The sequence below is a fragment of the Rhodococcus sp. 852002-51564_SCH6189132-a genome, from assembly GCF_001665495.1.
In the GTDB taxonomy this organism is placed as follows: Bacteria; Actinomycetota; Actinomycetes; order Mycobacteriales; family Mycobacteriaceae; genus Rhodococcus; species Rhodococcus pyridinivorans.
In genome coordinates this window covers 36,132-57,449 of record NZ_LZMJ01000070.1, presented here as the reverse complement: position 1 = coordinate 57,449, position 21,318 = coordinate 36,132, and the positions used below count along the sequence as shown (strand labels likewise).

The following is a 21,318-nucleotide window of genomic DNA, read 5'->3' as shown; positions in this document are numbered from 1 at the left end:
TGTGACGTATTCTGCACGCCATGATCTCGGATACACGCGCACTCGCCGGTGACCTCTCACTCGCCGTTGTGCGTCTGACGCGTCATCTGCGGGGGAGACGCACCGATTCCCGAGTTTCTCTGACCCAGATCTCGGCAATGGCCACCCTCGCGCAGGAAGGTGCGATGACCCCGGGGGCACTGGCAGCGCGCGAACGCGTCCAACCACCCTCGATGACCAGGGTCATCGCGTCTCTGCACGAACTCGGTCTCGTCGAGCGGACGCCGCACCCGACGGACGGACGACAGATCATCGTGACGCTGTCCGAAGCCGGGAGGGAATTGCTCGCCGACGAGGCGCAGGCACGCGAAGTGTGGCTGACCGAACGGCTCGACAAACTCGATCCCGACTCGCTCGCCACGTTGCGCGACGCCGTCGGAATCCTCACGGCGCTCGTCGCTGAAGACGACTGACCGCACCGCGGTCGATGACGACCGACCGCACCGCGGTCGTGACGACCGACCCGGTGCGGGAGGGTGCAGGGCCGCTGGGAGAATGACCCGGTGGTTCACGTCATCGACATCGACGATCCTTCCGACCCTCGGGTGGACGACTTCCGCGATCTCAACTCCGCGGACCGTCGACCCGACCTTCCCGGTGGCAAGGGCCTGGTGATCGCAGAGGGTGTGCTGGTGGTCCAGCGCATGCTCGACTCCCGGTTCGCTGCGACGAGCCTGCTCGGGGTGAGTCGGCGGCTGGACGAACTCGCCGACGACCTGCGTGACGTCGACGTGCCGTTCTACCGCACCGATGCGGCGACCATGGCGGAGGTCGTCGGCTTCCACCTCAACCGCGGGGTGCTCGCCGTCGCGCACCGGCCCGAACCGCTCTCGCTCGACGACGTCCTCGACAAGGCGACCACGGTCGCGGTGCTCGAAGGGGTCAACGACCACGAGAACGTCGGCTCGATGTTCCGCAACGCCGCCGGACTCGGCGTCGACGGTGTGCTCTTCGGGAAAGGATGCGCCGACGCTCTGTACCGGCGTGCGGTGCGCGTGTCGATGGGGCACGTCCTCCGGGTCCCCTTCGCGCACGTCGACCGGTGGCCGTACGACCTGGATCTGTTGCGCAGCAGAGGATTCCAACTGATCTCCCTGACCCCGGACCCACGGGCGATCCCGCTCGCCGAAGCGATGACGGGGGAAAAAGTCGCGCTCCTGCTCGGCGCCGAGGGGCCGGGCCTGACCGAACATGCAATGCGGGCGACCGACGTGCGTGCCCGGATTCCCATGGCTGTCGGCACGGATTCGCTGAACGTGGCCACCGCGGCTGCGATGGCGTTCTACGAGCGGGTGCGGCTTCCGCGATGAGCCAGGCTCGCGGTCCTGCGCCCACTCCCTGGGCGACGGGGCTCACGCTGACGGCTTTATCCTTCGTCGCCACCGTCATCACCGTCGTCGCCTGCGGGCAGGTGCTCGGCCGGATCCATCCGGTCCTCGCCGTCGTCGTCAATGTCGTGACGGTCGCGGGAGTCGCGCCGACCGTGTGGTCGTGGCTCCGGGTGCAGGTACTGCGCTGGCTCGCCGCCGGTTTCCTGGCCGGTGTGCCGTTCGGCTGGCTCGCGCTGCTCGTGTCCTGAACGAGTTCTGGGTGCGATTGCCGGCGGAAAACCCCCAACCTCCATTGGAGAATTCCGACGAAGCGCACACTCGAGATGTCGGGTCATCCGGAAGGAGCATCATGTCACGCAATGTGCATGCCGAGCGGGAGGAAATGTCGGTCAAGCAGGGTCTCGCCGCGGGAACGTCGGTCGGTGCCGCAATCATCATGACCTTGATCGGTGCTCTGCAACTGTTGCAGGGAATTGCTGCGGTCGCCGAGGACGAAGTCTTCGTCGCCGGCCAGGAGTATCTGTTCACGTTCGATCTCACCACGTGGGGGTGGGTCCACATCGTTGTCGGTGTCGTGATGGTGATCGTGGGCATCGCGTTGATTTCCGGGGCGACATGGGCGCGCGTCTCCGCAATGGTCATCGCCGCGCTGTCGATCCTGGTGAATTTCATGTGGCTTCCCTACTACCCAGGGTGGGCGCTTGCGATCATCGCCCTCGATGTAGTGGTCATCTGGGCGATCGCGACCTGGAACCCCCGCGCGGTGTACTCCTGACCGACTCGAGCCGGTACCGAATCGCGCCGATTGCGCAAACCGATGTCCTCCACCCATGAACGGGCGTATGGTATATCCGGCCCTCCCCGATCAGAGGGACGGAGGTCGTCATGACTGAAGATGGACCTGCCGAAGCCCGAATCGGACAGTCGTCACGATTCGACGCCGGTATCGATGAGTGGACCGGGGGCCGCGAGTAGTGGCAGTGCCGTAGCGGCACACCGCAGGGGGAAACAGGATTCGAGATCTTCATTCTCCGGTGGTTTCATGGGGGCATCGTCCCGCCATCGGTTCGGCCGAGGAGGTTCGGCTATGGATTCATTCTGGGACTACGTGTGGTACACCGTCGTCGTATTCGCCTTCGTGGCATACCTGATCGTCCTGTTCCAAATCATCGTCGACCTCTTCCGGGATCACTCCGTGTCCGGTTGGGTCAAAGCGATGTGGGTCATCGGTCTGGTGCTCCTTCCGTACCTGACAGCGCTGGTCTACCTGATCGTTCGCGGTCGGGGAATGGCTCTGCGGGCACAACAGGCCCAGGCCGAGGCGAAGCAGGCCACCGACGAATACATCCGGACCGTGGCGGTCGGGAAATCCCCGGCTCAACAGATCGCCGATGCCAAGGCCCTGCTCGACTCCGGTGCGATCACGCCCGCGGAGTACGAACACCTCAAGGCGCAGGCGCTCGGCAACGCCACGACCGGACGTGACGGCGTGCCCATCGCGTGAATCGTCGTCGCGGGGAGGGCGCTGCGGACGGAGTCCTCCCGTGGTCGGCTCGTGCGTTCGACGCCTCGTCGCGTCGAGGAGCCGGCGGTCGAAAGTGTAAGGGTGGCAGCATAACCTGCAGGCACCCTTGTTCCTGAGAATCGGACCGTGACCGTTCCTCGCGAGGATCGGCGCACGGTCGATGTCTCCTTCGTACACGAGAGGATTGTCATGTCACAGGATGTACGCCCCGACCGGGGCGGGGTCAGTGTCAAACAGGGCATCGCCGCAGGCACCTCGATCGGAGCAGCGATCATCCTGGCAACTGTCGGCATCGTCCAGATCTTCCAGGGCATCGCTGCGGTGGCCGAGGACGAAGTGTTCGTGCGGGGCGTGGAATACACGTTCAAGTTCGACTTCACCACGTGGGGATGGATTCACATCGTCCTCGGTGTCGTGATGCTGGTCGCCGGTCTCGCGTTGATGAGCGGTGCCACGTGGGCTCGCGTCACGGCCATCATCATCGCCGCGTTGTCGATCATCGCGAACTTCCTGTGGTTGCCGTACTACCCGTGGTGGTCGATCCTGATCATCGCGTTGGACGCGGTCGTGATCTGGGCGATCTCGACCTGGCAGCCACGCTCCGACTACTACTGACGCGACCGTGCAAGAAAACGGCCGCAACGTCCGGGGTGATCCGGGCGCGAACGTCGCGACCGAAGTTCCCCGATCGCGGGCACGGCGGTGGGCACTGCACCTCACACTTCCCGGGTGTTGGGGTGCAGTGCTTTTCGCGTGCCTGTCGTTCACCCCGTCGTTGCTTCCGCGCGGCGGGATCCTGCAGGGGATGATCTGCGGGATCACTGCCGCGATCGGATACGGCCTCGGCGTGCTCCTCGCGTTCGTGTGGCGCGCCTTCGCCGACCGGCCTCCTCGGTCTCCCAAGGCTGCGTCGTGGTGGATCTTCGGCGCCTGCGGGGCGGTCCTCTTCGCGGTCTTCTTCGGGCTCGGCCAGTACTGGCAGCACGAGATCCGTACTCTGATGGGGGTTTCCGAGTACAACCTGGCACTTGCGGTTCTCTCCCCGCTCGTCGCGGTCGTGATGTTCGCTGTGCTGCTGGCGATCGGACGTGGTATCCGCGCCCTGTACCACTGGGCGGCACGGACACTCGACCGGTGGATCGGGCAGCGGGCCGCGAACGTCGTGGGGTGGGTTCTCGTCGCGGGACTCGTGTACGCGATCGTCTCCGGAGTGCTCCTCGCCGGCTTCATCGACGCCGCCAATGCGGCGTTCTCGGCGCGGGACACGAGAACCGAGGAAGGTGTGCAGCAACCGACGACCGCACTCCGCTCCGGTGGACCGGATTCGGTCGTTCCGTGGGATTCTCTCGGGTGGCAGGGGCGGATCTTCGTCGGGCAGGGGCCGACCACCGAACAACTCGGTGAGTTCACCGAAGGTCCTGCCCTCGAACCGATCCGGATCTACGCCGGCCTGGCATCGGCGGACGACACCGAGGATCGCGCGTCCCTCGCTGTCGAGGACCTCACCCGGGCAGGAGGATTCGAGCGGAGCAACCTGGTCGTCGTGACGACGACGGGGAGCGGCTGGGTGGACCCGGCCCTGGTGGACTCCGTCGAGTACCTCACCGGCGGCGACGTCGCGACGGTCGCGATCCAGTACTCCTATCTGCCCTCGTGGATCTCCTATCTCGTCGATCAGTCGAAGGCGCGGGAAGCCGGACGCGACCTGTTCGACGCGGTCTACGACGTCTGGTCGAAGCTTCCCCAGGACGCCCGCCCCCGACTGCTCGTGGCTGGGGAGAGCCTCGGTTCGTTCGGCGGGGAGACCGCCTTCAGCGGCGAGTACGACCTGCGCAATCGCACGTCGGGCACGGTCTTCGCCGGACCTCCGAACTTCAACGTCCTCTTCCGGGAGTTCAGCGATCGCCGGGAGGCCGGCAGCCCCGAGATCGAACCGGTCTTCCGGGACGGCCGCACGGTGCGGTTCACGAACGACCCACAGGCGGAGATCCCGCCGACGGACGAGCCGTGGGAGGGGAGTCGGATGCTGTATCTGATGCACCCGTCGGACCCGATCGTCTGGTGGAGTCCGCACCTGATCACGAGTGAGCCGGACTGGATCGGCGAAGCCCCCGGCCGCGACGTGCTCGAGGACATGGTGTGGATCCCGTTCGTGACCTTCTGGCAGGTCACGGCCGATCTGCCCTTCTCCACGGGTGTCCCGGCCGGGCACGGCCACAAGTACAGCACCGAGTACGTCGACGCCTGGGCTCTCGTCCTGCAATCCCCGGAGATCACACCCGACGACATCGACGAGGTGAAATTCATTGTCGGAGCAGAGGAGTGACGAGTCCGACCGGGAGCGTCGCTCGACGGCACGTCAGTGCGCCGCGAGTCGCCGCCACCAGGAGGTCTTCGGTGCGGGGACGGAGATCTGCGGGACCGGGGTGCGCAGCGTGAAACTCCAGGTGTCGATGTTCCGCGGGTCGAGTTCGTCGTCGCGGCGCCCGACATAGCGGAACCCGAGCCACGCCCCGTGGGCCTCCTCGACGAGCTTGCGAGGGTGGAAGGGCAGGGACTCCGGGGGAAGGGGTACGTTCGGCGGCCAGCGGAGCGGATGCTCGCCCGCCCAGAACGGCCGCTCCCATACGAACGGGATTCCCTGGTCCTCGAAGAACTCGACGGTGTTCGCTCCGAAGCCGCGGCGCAGCCGGCCGCACTCCCACACGGCGAACGATCCCCACGCACCGGCCGGATCGGATGCCAGCAGGCACGTGCGTTCGGCGGCGGGCGTGCGCAACCACATCGTGGGCAGCTCCGAGGGGTGGCGTAGTGCGAATCGGGGGCTCGACACCACCGTCACACCGGGATAGCTACCGACCCGGAACTGTTCGGCGCCATCGTCCTCGCCGGTGCCCCCGGCGTCGGCGAGCGGTACCCGCGCGCCGGGATCGACCTGGAACTCCGGGAACAGACGCGACAGAAGTGCTCGCGCCGCATCGCGGTCCGGAGAGAACTCGCGCAGCACCGCTACGGGATCGGGTGCGTCGACGTACCAGAGCGTCGACACTGTCGCCGACATCGTCGACGACTTCCTCAGACGCGTCCGTTACTGCGCACACCGAGCAGCACGTCGTCCCACGAGGGGAGCGCGGGCTTGCCGCGCTTGTCCTTCGCGGGAGCCTGCGACGCGCGCGATGCATCGGCGTCGTCGGGCACCGTGACGGCGACGGTGGTCTCCTCGTCGGCGACCGGCTCCGGAGCCGGTTCGTCGGAAGCGGGAGCCTCCAGCGCGATCGGGGCGTGATGGTCGGCGTTCTCCACCTCAGTGGAATCGTCGACGTCGCGCGCCGAGTAGACCGGGGTCAGGTAGCGCAGGGGACGGCCGCAATCGGGATCGACGAGATCGGCGGCAATGTCGTCGAGCGCGGTGATCGTGCCGCCGTGAGCGTCGGGCTGGTAGCGCCAATGCGCGCGGTTCGTGGAACGACCGGCGTGCCACCGCAACTGCGCGACCCAGAAGCCCTCGTCGTCGCGCCAGGCGTCCCACTCGGCTTCGTCGAGGCTGTGCCCGCGAGCGCGGAAGGCCTGCGTGACGATCTCGTGGAGGGTCTCGACGGCGGGACCGTCGGGGCGGACGGGATGGCCTTTCTTGGCCATGTCGGCGGCCCGGGACCGCTCGAGCAGGACGGGATAGGCGAACCGTTCGACCTTGGCGACCGGGACGCCGGCCTCGTCGGCCACCTGTTCGACCGAGGCGCCGCCGCGGATGCGGGCCTGGATCTCGCGAGGGCGGAGCTGGCTGGTCGTCTCGATCTGGATCTGGCCGAGACGGGCCAGATCTCCGCGAGCGGCCGCGCGCAGGGTGTCGTCGACGGGAATGCGGAACTTGTCCCCCGTCGTGGGATCGGCGAGCACCACATGCTTAGCATCGGGCTCGAGACCGACCACTCGAAGCTCTCGCACCTTGACCTCCTCGCGCCGATCGCGATTGACCCGCCCGACTGTAACCGACCTGGATATTTTTCGTGGCCGGACACGCCGCGCCACGCCGAGCGACATCGCAAGAAATCCGACGCGGCGCGTTATCGTCCAGGGTTCGCCGAAATGTCTCGATGCGAGGTCGAGACTATGACATCAACGGGGCCGGATCCGACATCGGACCCGGCCCCGCTGTGCGGCGTACTCAGAGCTGGGAGACGACCCAGTCGATGCACTTGGTCAGCTGCGTGACGTCCTCGGGATCGATGGCCGGGAACATACCGATGCGCAGCTGGTTGCGGCCGAGCTTGCGGTACGGCTCGGTGTCGACGATGCCGTTGGCCCGCAGGATCTTCGCGACTTTCGCCGCGTCGACGGAGTCGGCGAAGTCGACGGTGCCGACGACCTGCGAACGCAGCGACGGATCGGCGACGAACGGCGTCGCGTACTCGGAGGCCTCGGCCCACTCGTACAGGCGCGAGGACGAATCCTTCGTGCGCGCCACGGCCCAGTCGAGACCGCCGTTGCCGTTGAGCCACTCGATCTGGTTCGCGAACATCAGCAGGGTGGCCAGTGCCGGGGTGTTGTAGGTCTGGTCCTTGCTGCTGTTGTCGACGGCGATCGGCAGCGACAGGAACTCGGGGGTGAAGCGACCCGATTCCTTGATCTCGGCGACACGCTCGAGCGCGGCCGGGCTCATCAGCGCGATCCACAGGCCACCGTCGGCGGCGAAGCACTTCTGCGGGGCGAAGTAGTACACGTCGGTGTCGGAGATGTTCACCGGCAGGCCGCCGGCACCCGAGGTCGCGTCGATCGCGATCAGGGTGTTGTCGGAACCGGCGGGACGCTGTACCGGAACCGCGACACCCGTGGAGGTCTCGTTGTGCGCCCAGCCGATGAGGTCGGCCGATGCGTCGGCGACGATCTCCGGAGCCGAGCCCGGCTCCGAACCCACGACGATCGGATCGCCGATGAACGGGTTCTTCTTCGCGACCGTCGCGAACTTCGACGAGAACTCGCCGTAGGTGAAGTGCTGCGAGCGCTCCCGGATCAGACCGAAGGCCGCAGCGTCCCAGAAGGCGGTGGTGCCGCCGTTGCCGAGAACGACCTCGTAGCCCTCGGGCAGGGAGAACAGGTCGCGCAGACCCGAGCGGACACGGGCGACGACGTCCTTGACCGGCTTCTGCCGGTGGCTGGTGCCGAACACCGAAGCGCCGACATCGACCAGCGACTGCAGCTGCTCGGGACGAACCTTGGACGGGCCGCAGCCGAAGCGGCCGTCTGCGGGCTTGAGGTCGGCGGGAATGATCGGTGACGCGTCTGCCATCGGAATGCGTGTCCTAAGAGTCGAGGGACATGGTGCACAGGCAGTCTAGACCGCCCCCTCGGAGCCTCCGCCGGGCGCTGGTCGGCCCGGCCGAGGAAGAGGCATCAGCGATGCGTGATCGAATCCCAGCCCGTGACCTCGGAGGCAGGGCGTGGATCGGGGCCGGTGTAGATCGCCGCGGGACGCACGAGCTTGCCCAGACGCTTCTGCTCGAGGATGTGGGCGCACCAGCCGGCGGTCCGTCCGCAGGTGAACATCGCGGGCATCATTGCGGCGGGGACCTCGGCGAAATCGAGGATCACCGCAGCCCAGAACTCGACGTTGGTCTCGATCGCCCGGTCGGGACGACGCTCGCGCAGCTCGGTGAGGGCGGCCTGCTCGAGCGCGGCCGCCGCCTCGAAGCGCGGAGCGTCGAGCCGCTGGGCGGTGCTGCGCAGCACCCGGGCGCGGGGGTCCTCGGCGCGGTAGACGCGGTGACCGAAGCCCATGAGCTTCTCCTTGCGGTCGAGGATGCCCTTGACCAGACCGCGCGGATCGCCGGTGCGTTCGGTCTCCTCGATCATCGGCAGCACGCGGGCCGGCGCACCGCCGTGCAGCGGGCCGGACATCGCGCCGACCGCGCCGGAAAGCGAGGCGGCCGCGTCCGCGCCGGTCGAGGCGATGACCCGGGCAGTGAACGTCGAGGCGTTCATGCCGTGCTCGGCCGCCGAGACCCAGTAGGCGTCGATCGCCTCGACGTGCTTGGGATCCGGGTCGCCCTTCCACCGCACCATGAAGCGCTCGGTGACGGTGCTCGCCTCGTCGATGCGCTGCTGCGGCACGGCGGGCTGGTAGATGCCGCGGGCGGACTGCGCCACATAGGACAGGGCCATCACCGCGGCGCGGGCGAGATTGTCGCGGGCCGTGGCGTCGTCGATGTCGAGCAGCGGACGGAAGCCCCAGATGGGTGCGAGCATCGCCAGACCGGCCTGGACGTCGACACGCACGTCGCCGGTGTGGATCGGCAGGGGGAACGGCTCGGCCGGGTACAGGCCGCGACCGAACTCGCCGTCGACGAGCAGGGCCCACACGTCGCCGAAGGTCACTCCCTTCTCGACGAGCTCTTCGATGTCGACGCCGCGATAGCGCAATGCGCCACCGTCCTTGTCGGGCTCGGCGATGTCGCTCGTGAAGGCGACCACGCCTTCGAGTCCTGCGACGAAATCCTCGGGAACTGACGCGCGCGCTGCCATGACGGTTGGGCTCTCCTCGTTCGAGCACGGCCCGGTCCGAGCCGCGCTGCCGGTGGAATGAGGTCACCGTCAGGTGTGATCGGCGCCCCACTCGGGTCGTCGTGAAAACTGTAGCGTCCGTGGTCCGAGCGTCGCTGCCCGGATGCCGGGAGTACCGTCGTCGTTCGTGCCGTCCGATTTCCCGTTGCCGCGCCCCGAGGGTGACGACCTCGCGCGTATGCGTGTCGACTACAGCCCGTCCGGGCCGACCGACGAGTCCTCGACCGACCGCGATCTCACCCCCGGCGATGTCGCCGAGGGCTGGCTTCCGCTGGTGCGTACGTGGTTTGCGAACGCGGTCGCCACCGCGGTGCCCGAGCCGAACGCGATGGTGCTCGCGACCGTCGACGAGCGCGGCCACCCGGCGACCCGCACCGTGCTGTGCAAGAAGATCGACGCCGACGGCCTGACCTTCTTCACCAACTTCGAGTCCGACAAGGGCCGCCATCTGGCCGGGCACCCCTACGCGTCGGCGACCTTCCTCTGGCTACCGGTCTACCGGCAGGTGACCGTCCGCGGACCGGTCGTGCGCGTGCCAGACGAGGAGACCCTCGCGTACTGGCAGACGCGGCCGCGCGGATCCCGCCTGGGCGCATGGGCGTCGCAGCAGTCGCGTCCCGTGGCCGAACGCGCCGATCTCGAGCACGCCCTCGTCGAGGCCGCCGCGCGCTACGAGGTCGACGACGACATCCCGGTGCCGCCGTTCTGGGGTGGATTTCGCATCGTGCCCGAGTCCGTCGAGTTCTGGCAGGGCCGGCCCAACCGGTTGCACAACCGGATCCGGACCCGCCTGGTGGACGGTCGCTGGATCGCCGAGCGTCTGCAACCGTGAGGCGCCTGCTCGCCGACACCACACCGCTGCGCAACAAGGACTACGCCCGGCTGTGGTGGGCCGGGATCGTCACCGTCATCGGTGCGCAGATGGCGGTCGTCGCCGTACCCCAGCAGATCTACGAGATCACCCGGAACTCCGCTTATGTGGGGTTGACCGGCGTGTTCGGGCTCGTGCCGCTCGTGGTGTTCGGCCTGTGGGGTGGAGCGCTCGCCGATGCGATGGACCGCCGGAAACTGCTCATCGTCACCTCCACCGGTCTCGGTGTCACGTCGCTGTTGTTGTGGGCGCAGGCCGCGATCGGTCTGAACAACGTGTGGGTACTGCTCTGTCTCTTCTCGGTGCAGCAGGCGTTCTTCGCCGTCAACCAGCCCACCCGGGCGGCGGTGATCCCGCGGTTGCTGCCGGTCGGGCAGATCGCGGCGGCCACCTCGCTGAACATGACGGTCGTGCAGTTCGGGGCGATCGCCGGTCCGTTGTTCGCCGGCGCTCTCATTCCCGTCGTGGGTCTGTCCACCCTCTACCTGCTGGACGCGATCTTCCTGCTCGCCACGCTGTGGGCGGTGGTCCGACTCCCGGCGATCCCGCCGCTCGGTGAGGTCACCAAGGCCGGATTGCGCGCGGTCTTCGACGGTTTCCGGTACCTGTCGGGCCAGAAGATCCTGCTGGCGTCGTTCGTCGTCGACATCGTCGCCATGGTGTTCGGGATGCCGCGCGCCCTGTTCCCGCAGATCGCCCACGAGTCGTTCGGCGATCCGGCGCAGGGCGGCTTCGCCCTCGGTCTGCTGTTCGCGGCCATGTCGGTCGGCGCGGTGATCGGCGGCGTCTTCTCCGGATGGCTGCCGCGGGTGCAGCGCCAGGGTCTCGCCGTGATCGTGTGCATCGTCCTGTGGGGCGTGGCGATGGTCGGCTTCGGTGTCGCGGTGTGGTGGGCCGAGCCCGACGGCAGCGGTCTGCTGCTGTGGGTCGCCCTGTTCTTCCTGGCGTTCGGCGGGGCGGTCGACATGGTGTCCGCGGCCTTCCGCTCGACGATGCTGCAGACCGTCGCCACCGACGAGATGCGTGGCCGCTTGCAGGGCGTGTTCATCGTCGTCGTCGCGGGCGGACCGCGCATCGGCGACGTGCTCCACGGCGCCGCCGCAGCGGCCGCAGGCACGGCCGTCGCGGCTGCCGGTGGCGGCGTCCTCGTCATCGTCGGCACGCTCGTGTGCGTCGTCGCCTTCCCTGCCTTCGTACGCTACCGGGTCTCACGCACTCTCGGATGACGCGCCTGCGGAGTCGCACGGCAAGGGAGCACGCAACTCCGTGACGGCGATGCGCGCGGCCTCACCGATCGCTGCATCGACGACCGGCAGTACGGGATCCGCGCGGGCGGCGCGGGTGAACACCGCGACGGCGATCGGATACTCGCCGGGGAACTCGACGACCGCCACCTCGTTGCGGATGATGCCGATCGTGCCGGTCTTGCCGGCGATCGCGACCCCGCGATGCGGGAAGCCCGACGCGATGCGGTGCGGCCAGACCTGGGCGCGCATCACCTGCTGCGCGAAGGCGGTGCTCTCGGGCGAGAGCACCGAGCCCGACCACACGGCCTCGAGCAGCCGGGTCATCTCCTCCGGGATGGTCGCGCTCGTGTAGGCCGGGTCGTACGCCGAGACCGTCCAGGCCGCGTCGATGTCGGTGAGCGCCCGGAACGCCTCAACGGTGGTGCGGGTGTCCGTCTCCTCGACGAGGCGCTGATAGACGTCCGCCGTGCCACCGATGATCCGGGTCCGCGTGAGTCCGAGGCGCGCGAGGAGTTCCTCGACGGTGGTCGTGCCGATCTCGCCGAGCAGCACATCGGCCGCCGCGTTGTCGGACACCGTCATCATCGATGCGGCCACGTCGCGTCGGCTCATCGTCACCGGATCCCGGAAGCTCGCGATCCCGGTCGGGCCGGGGGTGCAGTCCGACGGCACGATCCGCAGCTGCCCGGATGCGTCGAGTCGGCCGGCGTCCACCTCCGCGCAGAACGCGAGGAACAGCGGAAGCTTGTACACCGACGCGAGGACCACGCGTTCGTCCCCGCGCACCGACAGCGTCGCCGCACGTGGATCCGAACACCGGCGGGCGTGCAGCCATCCCGTGCACCCGGCATCCGCGAACACCGCGCGGATCCGGTCGACCGCCGTGTCTCGCCGTTCTCCGCCTTTCACCGGACGCGTTCCTTGAACAGCACGCGGTCGAGGGCGTCGACGTGCGCACCGACGTCGGCGTCGGCACGTCGCACGATGCGCACCCGCAGGGCCAGCGCGGACGGAGCCCAGTCCAGCCAGGCCACGCCGGGCACCGAGCCGGGCGGTGAGGTCGACATCCCGAAGTGGGTACCGGCGGCCACGGCGGCGAGCACCGCGCGGTCGTCCGCCGCCGGGGTGGTCTCGACATCGAGTCCGCGTTCGCGCAGCAGATCCTGCGCCGCGTCGAAGGCCGCCGGGTTCCCCGTCCGCGGCGGCGCGGCGAACGTCAGGTCGGAGAGCATCGGCAGACGGGGCCGGTCGGAGCGGGCGCTGCGGTGGTCGGCCGGCACGACCAGCCATCGCCGGAGTTTGACCACCGGGCCGGCCTCGAGTCCTTCGGTCAGAGCCGGATGCTCGACGACGGCGAGATCGCACATGCCCGAGCGGACGGCGTCGACGAGTTCGACCGTGCTCGCGGAACGCGTCGCCACCGTCGCCTCACCGCGTCTGCTCAGAACGGTGACGCACAGGGTGACCAGGCGATCGGGTAGTACGCGGGTGGCACCCCAGTGCAGAAGACCCCGGGCGCGGGCGACGCGCCCGGCCTCGGCGAGGAAACGATCGGCGTCGTCGACGAGGAGACGAGCGCGGGGGAGCAGCTCCGCTCCGGCGGGCGTGAGGACCGCTCCCTGCCTGGTGCGATGCACGAGTTCGGAACCGAGATGCTGCTCGAGTTTCCGAAGTCCTTGTGACAGAGGAGGTTGCGTCATGTCGAGCACCGCCGCGGCCCGGCCGAAGTGTCCTTCCTCCGCGACGGTGACGAAGAACCGGAGGTGGCGGATCAGGTCCATGGCAGGGGATTCAATCAGCACGGGCGGACGATTCACCGACCCGGCGTGTCGCGCGGCCGGATCCCGTCCGTCGTCCCCGCCTCCAACAGCGGCGATAGTTCTTCCGACTCGTGCGGACGGCGGGTGGGTATTGGCGGGGCGACTCCCGTCGGTGGTGTCCTGTCGGCATGACTTCCACCGATTCACTGCTCCGGAAAGGATTGTCGCGCAGGGGTTTTCTCCACTCCGCCCTCGCCCTGTCCTCCGTCGCCGCCGCGGCGGCCTGCGGGTCGCCGGACGGTCCGGTCGCCAGGGGGCCGTCGACGACGGCCGATTCGGTACCCGGCACACATCTGCTCGCCGCCGGTGTCGACGAGCGTCTCCGGGAGATCGAGGACCGCTACGCCGTGCGGCTCGGTGTGGTCGCGCAGTCGCCGGTGACCGGGCGCGTCCACACCTATCGGGCCGACGAACGGTTCGCGATCTGTTCTCCGTTCAAGGTTTACGCCGCCGCCGCGATCCTGCGACTCGAGGCGGAAGGATCCCTCCGTCTCGACGAGACCCTCCCGATCGACCCGGAGGACATCGTCGTCAATTCGCCGGTGACCTCGGAACATCAGGGGCGCGTACTGCCGATCGACCGGCTGTGCGAGGCCGCGCTCACCCGCAGCGACAACACTGCCGGAAACCTGATGCTCCAACGGATCGGCGGACCCGGGGCCGTCACCGCCTTCGCCCGTTCCGTCGGGGACGAGACCACCCGGCTCGACCGCTGGGAACCCGAACTCAACGAGGCGGCACGGGGCGACGAGCGCGACACCACCACCGCTGCCGGACTCGCTCGCGGCTTCCGGGAGGTGCTCCTCGGCGCGGAGTTGCCCGCGCCGCAACAGCGGACACTGCTCGGCTGGATGCGCGCCACCACCACCTCGGACACCCGGATCCGCGGGGGATTGCCGCCGGGATGGACGTCGGCGGACAAGACGGGCGGGGGCAATCACGGGACGGTGAACGACGCCGGGGTGGTGTGGTCGCCGGACGGGCAACCGCTGCTGCTGGCGATCCTGTCGGACTCGACCACCGGCGACCCCGACGCACCCCTCGAGGGCGCGCCCGTCGCGGAGACCACCGCCGTGCTGGTCGACGCACTCTTCGCTGTGCCGTGAGTACAGTGTCCGGCGTGGGGCGCCGGATACGCGCAGATCCCCGCGTAACGACCTTGGTGAGACCCGGGTAGTATTGCCGCAGGTTATCGGCGTGTGCCGGCCTTGCGGCGCAGTCGCGGAGGGTGCGGGCGAGCGTTCGGAACCCACATGGACGACATACCGATCGGGGACCTTCGGCGGACCCTGCCGCAGCGCATACCCCGCGCTACGGCTAGGTTCTACGTGAATGTCCGGAAGTTTCTCGTAGGTCTGAGCTTGAGAGGGATCCTTCGTGCCCGCTGAGAATGACACCAACCCCACCCTCAGCTACCCCGGTGGCGAACACACGATGTCGATCGCCAAGGCGACGGAAGGCAATGACGGTATCGAGCTGGGCAAGCTCCTCGCGGCGACCGGGTACACCACCCTCGACCCGGGTTTCGTCAACACCGCCTCCACGAAGTCGGCGATCACGTACATCGACGGCGAGAAGGGCATTCTGCGGTACCGCGGATACCCGATCGAGCAGCTCGCCGAGAAGTCGACGTTCATCGAGGTCAGCTACCTGCTGATCTACGGTGAGCTGCCGACTGCGGAGCAGCTCGAGGTCTTCACCGACAAGATCCGCCGCCACACCCTCCTGCACGAGGATCTCAAGCGGTTCTTCGACGGCTTCCCGCGCAACGCGCACCCGATGCCCGTCGTGTCGAGCGCGGTCAACGCCCTGTCGGCGTACTACCCCGACTCCCTCGATCCGGACGACTCCGAGCAGGTCGAGCTGTCGACGATCCGTCTGCTCGCCAAGCTGCCGACCATCGCGGCCTACGCCTACAAGAAGTCGGTCGGTCAGCCCTTCCTCTACCCCGACAACTCGCTGTCGCTGGTCGAGAACTTCCTGCGCATGACCTTCGGCTTCCCGGCCGAGCCCTACGAGATCGATCCCGAGATCGCTCAGGCGCTCGACATGCTGCTCATCCTGCACGCCGATCACGAGCAGAACTGCTCGACGTCGACGGTGCGCCTCGTCGGTTCCTCGGACGCCAATCTCTTCACGTCCATCTCGGGCGGCATCAACGCACTGTGGGGCCCGCTGCACGGCGGCGCCAACCAGGCCGTGCTCGAGATGCTCGACGGCATCCACAAGTCCGACGGCGACGTCAAGGACTTCGTCCGCAAGGTCAAGAACAAGGAAGACGGCGTGAAGCTCATGGGCTTCGGGCACCGCGTCTACCGCAACTACGACCCGCGGGCCGCGATCGTCAAGAAGACCGCCGACCGCATCCTCAAGAAGCTCGGTGCGGGCGACGAACTGCTCGAGATCGCCATGAAGCTCGAAGAGGCCGCCCTCACGGACGACTACTTCATCGAGCGCAAGCTGTACCCGAACGTCGACTTCTACACGGGCCTGATCTACCGTGCGATGGGCTTCCCGGACCGCATGTTCACCGTGCTGTTCGCCCTGGGTCGCCTGCCCGGCTGGATCGCGCACTGGCGTGAGATGCACTCGGACCCGACCCTGAAGATCGGCCGTCCGCGTCAGATCTACACCGGTTACACCGAGCGCCCGTACACGTCCCTCGAGGAGCGCTGAACCCTCGGAGCGACCGGAAAGATCGACCGAATCCCGACGAGGAGACACGCATGACAAAGCCTGAAATCGAGTTCCAGGAGGGTCCCGCCCCCACCCAGTTGGTCATCAAGGACCTGGTGGTCGGCGAAGGTGCCGAAGCGGAGCCCGGATCGAAGGTCGAAGTCCACTACGTCGGGGTCGAGTTCGATACCGGTGAAGAGTTCGACTCGTCGTGGAGCCGTGGTGAGTCCATCACCTTCCCGCTGTCCGGTCTGATCGCCGGCTGGCAGGAGGGCATCCCGGGTATGAAGGTCGGCGGCCGTCGCCAGCTGACCATCCCGCCGGAGCTCGCCTACGGTCCCGCCGGGTCGGGCCACCGCCTGTCGGGCAAGACGCTCGTGTTCATCATCGACCTGCTCGCCGTGCAGGTGCCGCCGGAGGTTCCGACGGTCGAGCCGGCGACCGGCCCGGCGCCCGCCGATCTCGTCATCGAGGACATCACCATCGGTGACGGCGACGAAGCGCAGCCCGGCGGCGTGGTCGACGTGCACTACCACGGCGTGGAGTACGACACCAACGATGTGTTCGACTCGTCGTTCGCTCGCGGCGACTCCGTCCGCTTCCCGCTCGGACGACTGATCCCGGGCTGGCAGGAAGGCATTCCGGGCATGCGCGTCGGTGGACGCCGCAAGCTCACGGTGCCCCCGCAGCTCGCGTACGGACCGGCCGGTTCCGGGCATCCGCTCGGAGGCAAGACGCTGGTCTTCGTAATCGATCTGCTCGGCGTCGGATAGCCGGACCCGCAACGACATCCGAGGCCCGCAACACCGGTGAGACCACCGGGGTTGCGGGCCTCGTCTTCGTTCAGTTACGGGGCGCCCCGAGCATCGACAATGCGAGGCCGACGTAGTTGCGGGCCAGATCGTCGACGTCCACGCGGCCGGGCCGGTACCAGCGGGCGACGTCGATCCCCAGCGACAGGATCGCCAGTGCTGCGGTGGGCACGTCGCCGACCCGGAACGCGCCGATGTCGACCCCCGAGGAGATGACCTCACGGACCACCGCGTCGGTGCGCCTGCGGATCTCCGCGATCTCGCGGTAGTGCTCCTCCGAGAGCGCATGCAGTTCGTACTGCGCGACCCGGCAGGTGGTGTGGTGCACGGCGTGGATCCGCACGAAACGGTCGACGATGGCGCGGATCCGCTCGATCGGGTCGGTGGAACTCGTGGCGGCGCTCTCGACCTCCTCGAGGACGTGGAGGTGCCCGTTGCGGCCGGCCTCGAAGAGCACGGCCTCCTTGGACGGGAAGTGCACATAGAGCGCTGCGGGGCTCAATCCTGCGCCGACGGAGATGTCTCGGGTGGTGGTCGCGTGGTAGCCGCGGCGTGCGAAGGACTCCACCGCGGAGGCGACCAGCCGGCGCGCGACCTCGGATCCACCGCTCGGGAGCGCTGCGACAAGAGAGGCCTCGGGGGTCTGCTCGGGTGTGTCGGTCACGGGGTCCGTCCTGCGGGTCGCGGAGAAGGCGTCGTTGACATCATGCACCGTCGTTGGTCTACTGAGTGAGCGCTTAGTTCGTTCTGCTGAGTTCGTTCTGCTGAGTTCGCTCCTGCTACGGCCGATATCCGAGTCGCCCGAAAGGATCCTCGATGCCTTCTCCAGTCCTGTCCCGCCGCGACCTGGACTTCCTCCTGTACGACTGGCTCGACATCGAGTCCCTCACCGCTCGCGACCGCTTCGCCGAGCATTCACGGGAGACCTTCGACGCCGTACTCGACCTGAGCGCCGACATCGCCACCAAGCACTTCGCTACCCACAACAAGAAGGGCGACGCTCAGGAGCCTCGCATCGGCGAGGACGGTCGCGTCGAGATCATCCCCGAGGTCAAGGACGCGCTCGACCTGTTCTGCAAGGCGGGACTACTCGCCGGCGGGTTCGACGAGGAGCACGGCGGCATGCAACTGCCGGTCGCCGTGCAACGTGCCTCGATGGCGTGGTTCCAGGCCGCGAACGCCGGCACCTCGGCGTATCCCTTCCTCACCGCAGCCAACGCGAACCTGCTGGTCACCCACGGCAGCGACGAGCAGATCGAGATGTTCGTGCCGCCGATGCTCGAGGGCCGCTTCTTCGGCACCATGTGCCTGTCCGAACCGCAGGCCGGTTCGTCGCTCGCCGACATCACCACCAGGGCCGTGCCCGCCGCCGACGGCACCTACCGGCTGACCGGCACCAAGATGTGGATCTCCGGCGGCGACCACGAACTCACCGAGAACATCGTCCACCTCGTCCTCGCCAAGATCCCCGGCGGGCCGGACGGGGTGAAGGGCATCTCGCTGTTCATCGTCCCGAAATTCCTCGTCGAGGCCGACGGCACGCTCGGCGAACGCAACGACGTCGCGCTCGTCGGCCTCAACCACAAGATGGGCAACCGCGGCACCACCAACACCCTGCTCAACTTCGGCGAGGGCGTCCACACCCCCGGCGGCGAGGCCGGTGCGGTCGGCTACCTGCTCGGTGAGCCGCACGAGGGCCTGTCGTACATGTTCCACATGATGAACGAGGCCCGGATCGGCGTCGGCTTCCTCGCCACCTCCCTCGGCTACGCCGGGTACCTGCAGTCGCTCGACTACGCCCGTACCCGCACGCAGGGCCGGCCGCTCGGCGCCAAGGATCCGGCCTCGCCGCAGGTGCCGCTCGTCGAACACGCCGATGTGCGACGAATGTTGTTGGCGCAGAAGTCCTATGTCGAAGGCGCTCTCGCGCTGGGGTTGTACTGCTCGAAGCTCGTCGACGTGCAGCGCACCGCCGAGAGCGACGACGAGCGCACCCGCGCCGGTCTGCTGCTGGACCTGCTCACGCCCATCGCGAAGTCCTGGCCGTCGCAGTGGTGCCTCGAAGCCAACAGCCTCGCGATCCAGGTGCTCGGCGGCTACGGCTACACTCGCGAGTTCGACGTCGAGCAGTTCTACCGCGACAACCGACTCAACCCCATTCACGAAGGCACGCACGGCATCCAGGGCCTCGACCTACTCGGCCGCAAGGTGATCATGCAGGGCGGTGCCGCTCTCGCGCTGCTCGGCGAAGCGGTGGGCGAGACGATCGCGCGGGCGACGCAGGCCGGGGGCGACGCCGCCGCCTACGCCCAGCAGTTGGGCGCGGCCGTGGCGCGCGTCGCGGAGACGACCGCGACGCTGTGGTCCACCGGCGATCCCGCTGTGGCCCTGGCCAACTCGTCGGTCTACCTCGAAGCCGTCGGGCACGTGGTGGTGGCGTGGATGTGGCTCGAGCAGCTTCTCGCGGTGGGCGACCGCGAGGGCGACTTCTTCGACGGGAAGCGCGCCGCCGCACGGTATTTCTTCCGTTTCGAACTGCCCAGGACCGGTCCGCAGTTCGATCTGCTCGCAAGCCTCGACCGCACGACCCTCGACGTGTCACCGTCGGTTCTGTAACGACACCTTCCAGATGACCGTCACCGACCCGCCGACCGGTAGCGCATGCCACCGGTCGGCGTAGTCGTCGAAGGTGTCGACGATCCGGTCGACCACCGGGGTGACATCGTGCGCGGACACATATGCCGGAAGGCCCGACGCCAGGCCGCGTCGCGCCTCCCAGACGGGAACGGCGATGCGCGCCAGTGTCTCCGACCTGATCATGTCGGCCTCCGCGCGCGGCGGCATCGCATGCTTCTTCGAGCGCCGACGCCGACCCGCTCTGGTCCGCTCCGCATTGTCGACGGGCCAGAACATGCCGTTGTCGCCCGCGGCCAACTGCCCGAAGACACCGAGTTCGATACCCGCCTCGTTCTCGACCAGCAGGTGCACGAGGTCGTGGGGGAGATAGGGGTGACCGCCCGGGCCGTTGCGCGGAGCGAGCTCCGGACCGATGTCGCGGTGCACCGCGATCTCGTACCCGATCCCGGGACCCTTCGTGAAGACGACGCGCATGTTCGTCACGTTAGGCCCCGCGGGTGGAAGATCGCATCCGATTTTCAGGCGGATGCGCGCTCGACGAGCAACGACAGGGCGTGACGCACCGTCCTCGCGAGCACGTCCTGGGGATCACCGTCGAAGCGCTGCTCCTCGCTGCGGGTGCCGTCCGGACCGGTCGTCGCGAAGCACACCGTGCCCGGCGGGCGGCCGTCCTGCGGGTCGGGCCCACCGGCTCCGCTCACGGCGACGACGATGTCCGCGCCCAGGAGGCGGGAGGTGCTCTCCGCCATCGTGCGGGCCGCGCTCTCGGACACGACGGGGCCCTCCGGAACCTCGAGCAGGCCGTACTTGACCTCGCGCGAGTACGCGACGATGCCGCCGCGGAACCAGTCGGAGCTGCCCTTCGCGGCACCCAGGCGGGCTGCGAGCGTGCCCGCGGTGAGCGACTCCGCGCAGCCGAGCGTCAGCTCCTTGTCGGAGGCGAGCTGTGCCAGCTGCTCGATCAACTCGTCGGAGGTGTCCGTCCCCTCCACCACGTCGTCATCGGCCATGCGTATCTCCTTCCAGAGCATCGGGTCGCACCCAGCGGGTGAGCAGGGTGCCGTCGTCGTCGCACACCAGGTGCGCACGTTGCAGGGGTGTCAGAGCGGCCGTCGGCGAATGCGCGATACGCGCGGCGCTGCCGGCGGCCAGGACCGGAGCCCAGGTCAGGCACAGCTCGTCGACGACGCCGTCCTCGATCATGCGGCCGAACAGATTCGGTCCGCCCTCGCACAGCACCCGGAGCCATCCCGCCTCGCCGATCGCCGCGAGCAGGGAGGGGCCGTCGATCACTGCGTCGGCGATGACGCGGACGTCGCCTCCGGCGGCCTCCACCGCGCGCCGGGCGGTCTCGGGGGCCCGTGCGGTCGTGAAGACCACGGGCGGGATCGTCGTGTCGGTGAACAGACGCAGGTCGGGCGGCAGGTCGCACGAGGCGGTCACCACCGCGACCGGCGGTATCGGAGCGAGTCCGGCCTCCTCGCGGCGCACGCGCAGGGCCTCGCTGGTCCTCGCGCCGCCGTAGTTCTCGGCCCGCACGGTGCCTGCGCCCACGAGGATCACATCGGCGAGTTCGCGCAGCAGCCCGAAGACCTTCTTGTCGGCGGGCGAGCCGAGGGCGCCCGATCGTCCCTCGACCGCCACGGCTCCGTCGAGGGAGGACACGAAATTGATCCGCATCCACGGCCGGGACAGGTCGTCGGGATAGGCGTAGAGAGCGCGCAGCGCCGTGTCGTCCACGTGCTGCGTCGCATCGGTGCCGTCGAGTCGTCGCATGACGCCGATCAGACCACTCCCGCCCG

At 68.3% G+C, this 21,318-nt stretch carries 23 protein-coding genes and 1 pseudogene; 14 read left to right on the top strand and 10 right to left on the bottom strand.

Features of this window, described 5'->3' with window-relative positions; translation table 11 throughout:
• Positions 1-20: 20 nt before the first annotated feature.
• From A5767_RS16835 to A5767_RS16805, 7 genes are all read left to right on the top strand, one after another.
• The gene (locus tag A5767_RS16835) at positions 21-452 is read left to right on the top strand and encodes a MarR family winged helix-turn-helix transcriptional regulator (protein ID WP_006551668.1); all 432 of its coding nucleotides are present in this window, start codon (positions 21-23) and stop codon (positions 450-452) included.
• A gap of 90 nt (positions 453-542) precedes the next feature.
• Complete coding sequence (locus A5767_RS16830; protein ID WP_024103089.1) at positions 543-1,349, top strand: TrmH family RNA methyltransferase; 807 nt, start codon at positions 543-545, stop codon at positions 1,347-1,349.
• A complete protein-coding gene (locus tag A5767_RS16825) occupies positions 1,346-1,618 on the top strand; it encodes a DUF2537 domain-containing protein (RefSeq protein WP_064852745.1) in 273 nt (90 codons plus the stop codon). Before A5767_RS16830 ends, A5767_RS16825 begins: the two co-directional genes overlap by 4 nt.
• A 101-nt stretch (positions 1,619-1,719) precedes the next feature.
• Positions 1,720-2,145, top strand: coding sequence for a DUF7144 family membrane protein (locus tag A5767_RS16820; RefSeq protein WP_019289926.1), 426 nt, complete (start codon positions 1,720-1,722; stop codon positions 2,143-2,145).
• Positions 2,146-2,457: 312 nt separating this feature from the next.
• Positions 2,458-2,874, top strand: a complete 417-nt coding sequence (locus A5767_RS16815; protein ID WP_019289925.1) for an SHOCT domain-containing protein — start codon at positions 2,458-2,460, stop codon at positions 2,872-2,874.
• Positions 2,875-3,084: 210 nt separating this feature from the next.
• Entirely contained in the window at positions 3,085-3,510 is a 426-nt protein-coding gene (locus A5767_RS16810) for a DUF7144 family membrane protein (RefSeq protein ID WP_019289924.1), read from the top strand.
• A 127-nt stretch (positions 3,511-3,637) separates the two neighbouring features.
• Positions 3,638-5,221: an alpha/beta hydrolase gene (locus tag A5767_RS16805; protein ID WP_064852826.1), complete on the top strand. Its 1,584-nt coding sequence runs from the start codon at positions 3,638-3,640 to the stop codon at positions 5,219-5,221.
• A 33-nt stretch (positions 5,222-5,254) separates the two neighbouring features.
• On the opposite strand, the gene A5767_RS16800 is transcribed toward A5767_RS16805, so the two are convergent.
• The 4 genes from A5767_RS16800 to A5767_RS16785 all read right to left on the bottom strand — a co-directional run bounded on the left by A5767_RS16800 (position 5,255) and on the right by A5767_RS16785 (position 9,414).
• Complete coding sequence (locus A5767_RS16800) at positions 5,255-5,956, bottom strand: DUF6928 family protein (RefSeq protein WP_064852744.1); 702 nt, start codon at positions 5,954-5,956, stop codon at positions 5,255-5,257.
• A 14-nt stretch (positions 5,957-5,970) separates the two neighbouring features.
• Positions 5,971-6,840, bottom strand: coding sequence for a septation protein SepH (sepH, locus tag A5767_RS16795; protein WP_197483268.1), 870 nt, complete (start codon positions 6,838-6,840; stop codon positions 5,971-5,973).
• A gap of 220 nt (positions 6,841-7,060) precedes the next feature.
• Entirely contained in the window at positions 7,061-8,182 is a 1,122-nt protein-coding gene (gene serC, locus A5767_RS16790) for a phosphoserine transaminase (RefSeq protein ID WP_006551659.1), read from the bottom strand.
• Positions 8,183-8,286: 104 nt separating this feature from the next.
• Positions 8,287-9,414, bottom strand: a complete 1,128-nt coding sequence (locus A5767_RS16785) for a citrate synthase 2 (RefSeq protein ID WP_019289920.1) — start codon at positions 9,412-9,414, stop codon at positions 8,287-8,289.
• A 184-nt stretch (positions 9,415-9,598) separates the two neighbouring features.
• Here A5767_RS16785 and pdxH point away from each other — a divergent pair, with 184 nt between their 5' ends.
• Both pdxH and A5767_RS16775 read left to right on the top strand, forming a co-directional pair.
• The gene (gene pdxH, locus A5767_RS16780) at positions 9,599-10,285 is read left to right on the top strand and encodes a pyridoxamine 5'-phosphate oxidase (RefSeq protein ID WP_197483271.1); all 687 of its coding nucleotides are present in this window, start codon (positions 9,599-9,601) and stop codon (positions 10,283-10,285) included.
• The gene (locus tag A5767_RS16775; protein ID WP_006551656.1) at positions 10,282-11,550 is read left to right on the top strand and encodes an MFS transporter; all 1,269 of its coding nucleotides are present in this window, start codon (positions 10,282-10,284) and stop codon (positions 11,548-11,550) included. Before pdxH ends, A5767_RS16775 begins: the two co-directional genes overlap by 4 nt.
• Here A5767_RS16775 and A5767_RS16770 read toward each other — a convergent pair.
• Positions 11,533-12,480: a serine hydrolase gene (locus A5767_RS16770; protein WP_019289918.1), complete on the bottom strand. Its 948-nt coding sequence runs from the start codon at positions 12,478-12,480 to the stop codon at positions 11,533-11,535. The genes A5767_RS16775 and A5767_RS16770 overlap by 18 nt on opposite strands.
• The gene (locus A5767_RS16765) at positions 12,477-13,352 is read right to left on the bottom strand and encodes a LysR family transcriptional regulator (RefSeq protein WP_006551653.1); all 876 of its coding nucleotides are present in this window, start codon (positions 13,350-13,352) and stop codon (positions 12,477-12,479) included. The genes A5767_RS16770 and A5767_RS16765 overlap by 4 nt, the downstream gene beginning before the upstream one ends.
• A 200-nt stretch (positions 13,353-13,552) precedes the next feature.
• On the opposite strand from A5767_RS16765, the gene bla reads away from it, so the two are divergent.
• The 4 genes and pseudogenes from bla (at position 13,553) to A5767_RS23805 (ending at position 16,840) form a co-directional block, all read left to right on the top strand.
• A complete protein-coding gene (gene bla / locus A5767_RS16760; protein ID WP_064852824.1) occupies positions 13,553-14,497 on the top strand; it encodes a class A beta-lactamase in 945 nt (314 codons plus the stop codon).
• Between the two features lie 271 nt (positions 14,498-14,768).
• On the top strand, positions 14,769-16,067 hold the full coding sequence (locus A5767_RS16755) for a citrate synthase (protein WP_006551650.1): 1,299 nt from the start codon (positions 14,769-14,771) through the stop codon (positions 16,065-16,067).
• A 50-nt stretch (positions 16,068-16,117) separates the two neighbouring features.
• Positions 16,118-16,468: pseudogene (locus tag A5767_RS23810) on the top strand (FKBP-type peptidyl-prolyl cis-trans isomerase); the annotation flags it as partial.
• A 6-nt stretch (positions 16,469-16,474) separates the two neighbouring features.
• The gene (locus A5767_RS23805) at positions 16,475-16,840 is read left to right on the top strand and encodes an FKBP-type peptidyl-prolyl cis-trans isomerase (protein ID WP_039958015.1); all 366 of its coding nucleotides are present in this window, start codon (positions 16,475-16,477) and stop codon (positions 16,838-16,840) included.
• A gap of 70 nt (positions 16,841-16,910) precedes the next feature.
• On the opposite strand, the gene A5767_RS16745 is transcribed toward A5767_RS23805, so the two are convergent.
• Positions 16,911-17,591, bottom strand: a complete 681-nt coding sequence (locus A5767_RS16745) for a TetR/AcrR family transcriptional regulator (protein WP_052039992.1) — start codon at positions 17,589-17,591, stop codon at positions 16,911-16,913.
• A gap of 104 nt (positions 17,592-17,695) precedes the next feature.
• Here A5767_RS16745 and A5767_RS16740 point away from each other — a divergent pair, with 104 nt between their 5' ends.
• Positions 17,696-19,495: an acyl-CoA dehydrogenase gene (locus A5767_RS16740; RefSeq protein WP_064852743.1), complete on the top strand. Its 1,800-nt coding sequence runs from the start codon at positions 17,696-17,698 to the stop codon at positions 19,493-19,495.
• Here the strand turns inward: A5767_RS16740 and A5767_RS16735 are convergent.
• Genes A5767_RS16735 through A5767_RS16725 form a run of 3 tightly spaced genes read right to left on the bottom strand, consistent with a single transcriptional unit; the run spans position 19,478 to position 21,292 of the window.
• Positions 19,478-19,990 carry a hypothetical protein gene (locus A5767_RS16735; RefSeq protein WP_064852823.1) on the bottom strand — a complete coding sequence of 171 codons (513 nt, stop codon included), beginning with the start codon at positions 19,988-19,990 and terminating at the stop codon, positions 19,478-19,480. The genes A5767_RS16740 and A5767_RS16735 overlap by 18 nt on opposite strands.
• A gap of 44 nt (positions 19,991-20,034) precedes the next feature.
• Positions 20,035-20,526: a CinA family protein gene (locus tag A5767_RS16730; RefSeq protein ID WP_006551643.1), complete on the bottom strand. Its 492-nt coding sequence runs from the start codon at positions 20,524-20,526 to the stop codon at positions 20,035-20,037.
• On the bottom strand, positions 20,516-21,292 hold the full coding sequence (locus A5767_RS16725) for a pyrimidine reductase family protein (protein WP_024103101.1): 777 nt from the start codon (positions 21,290-21,292) through the stop codon (positions 20,516-20,518). The genes A5767_RS16730 and A5767_RS16725 overlap by 11 nt, the downstream gene beginning before the upstream one ends.
• Positions 21,293-21,318 lie beyond the last annotated feature (26 nt).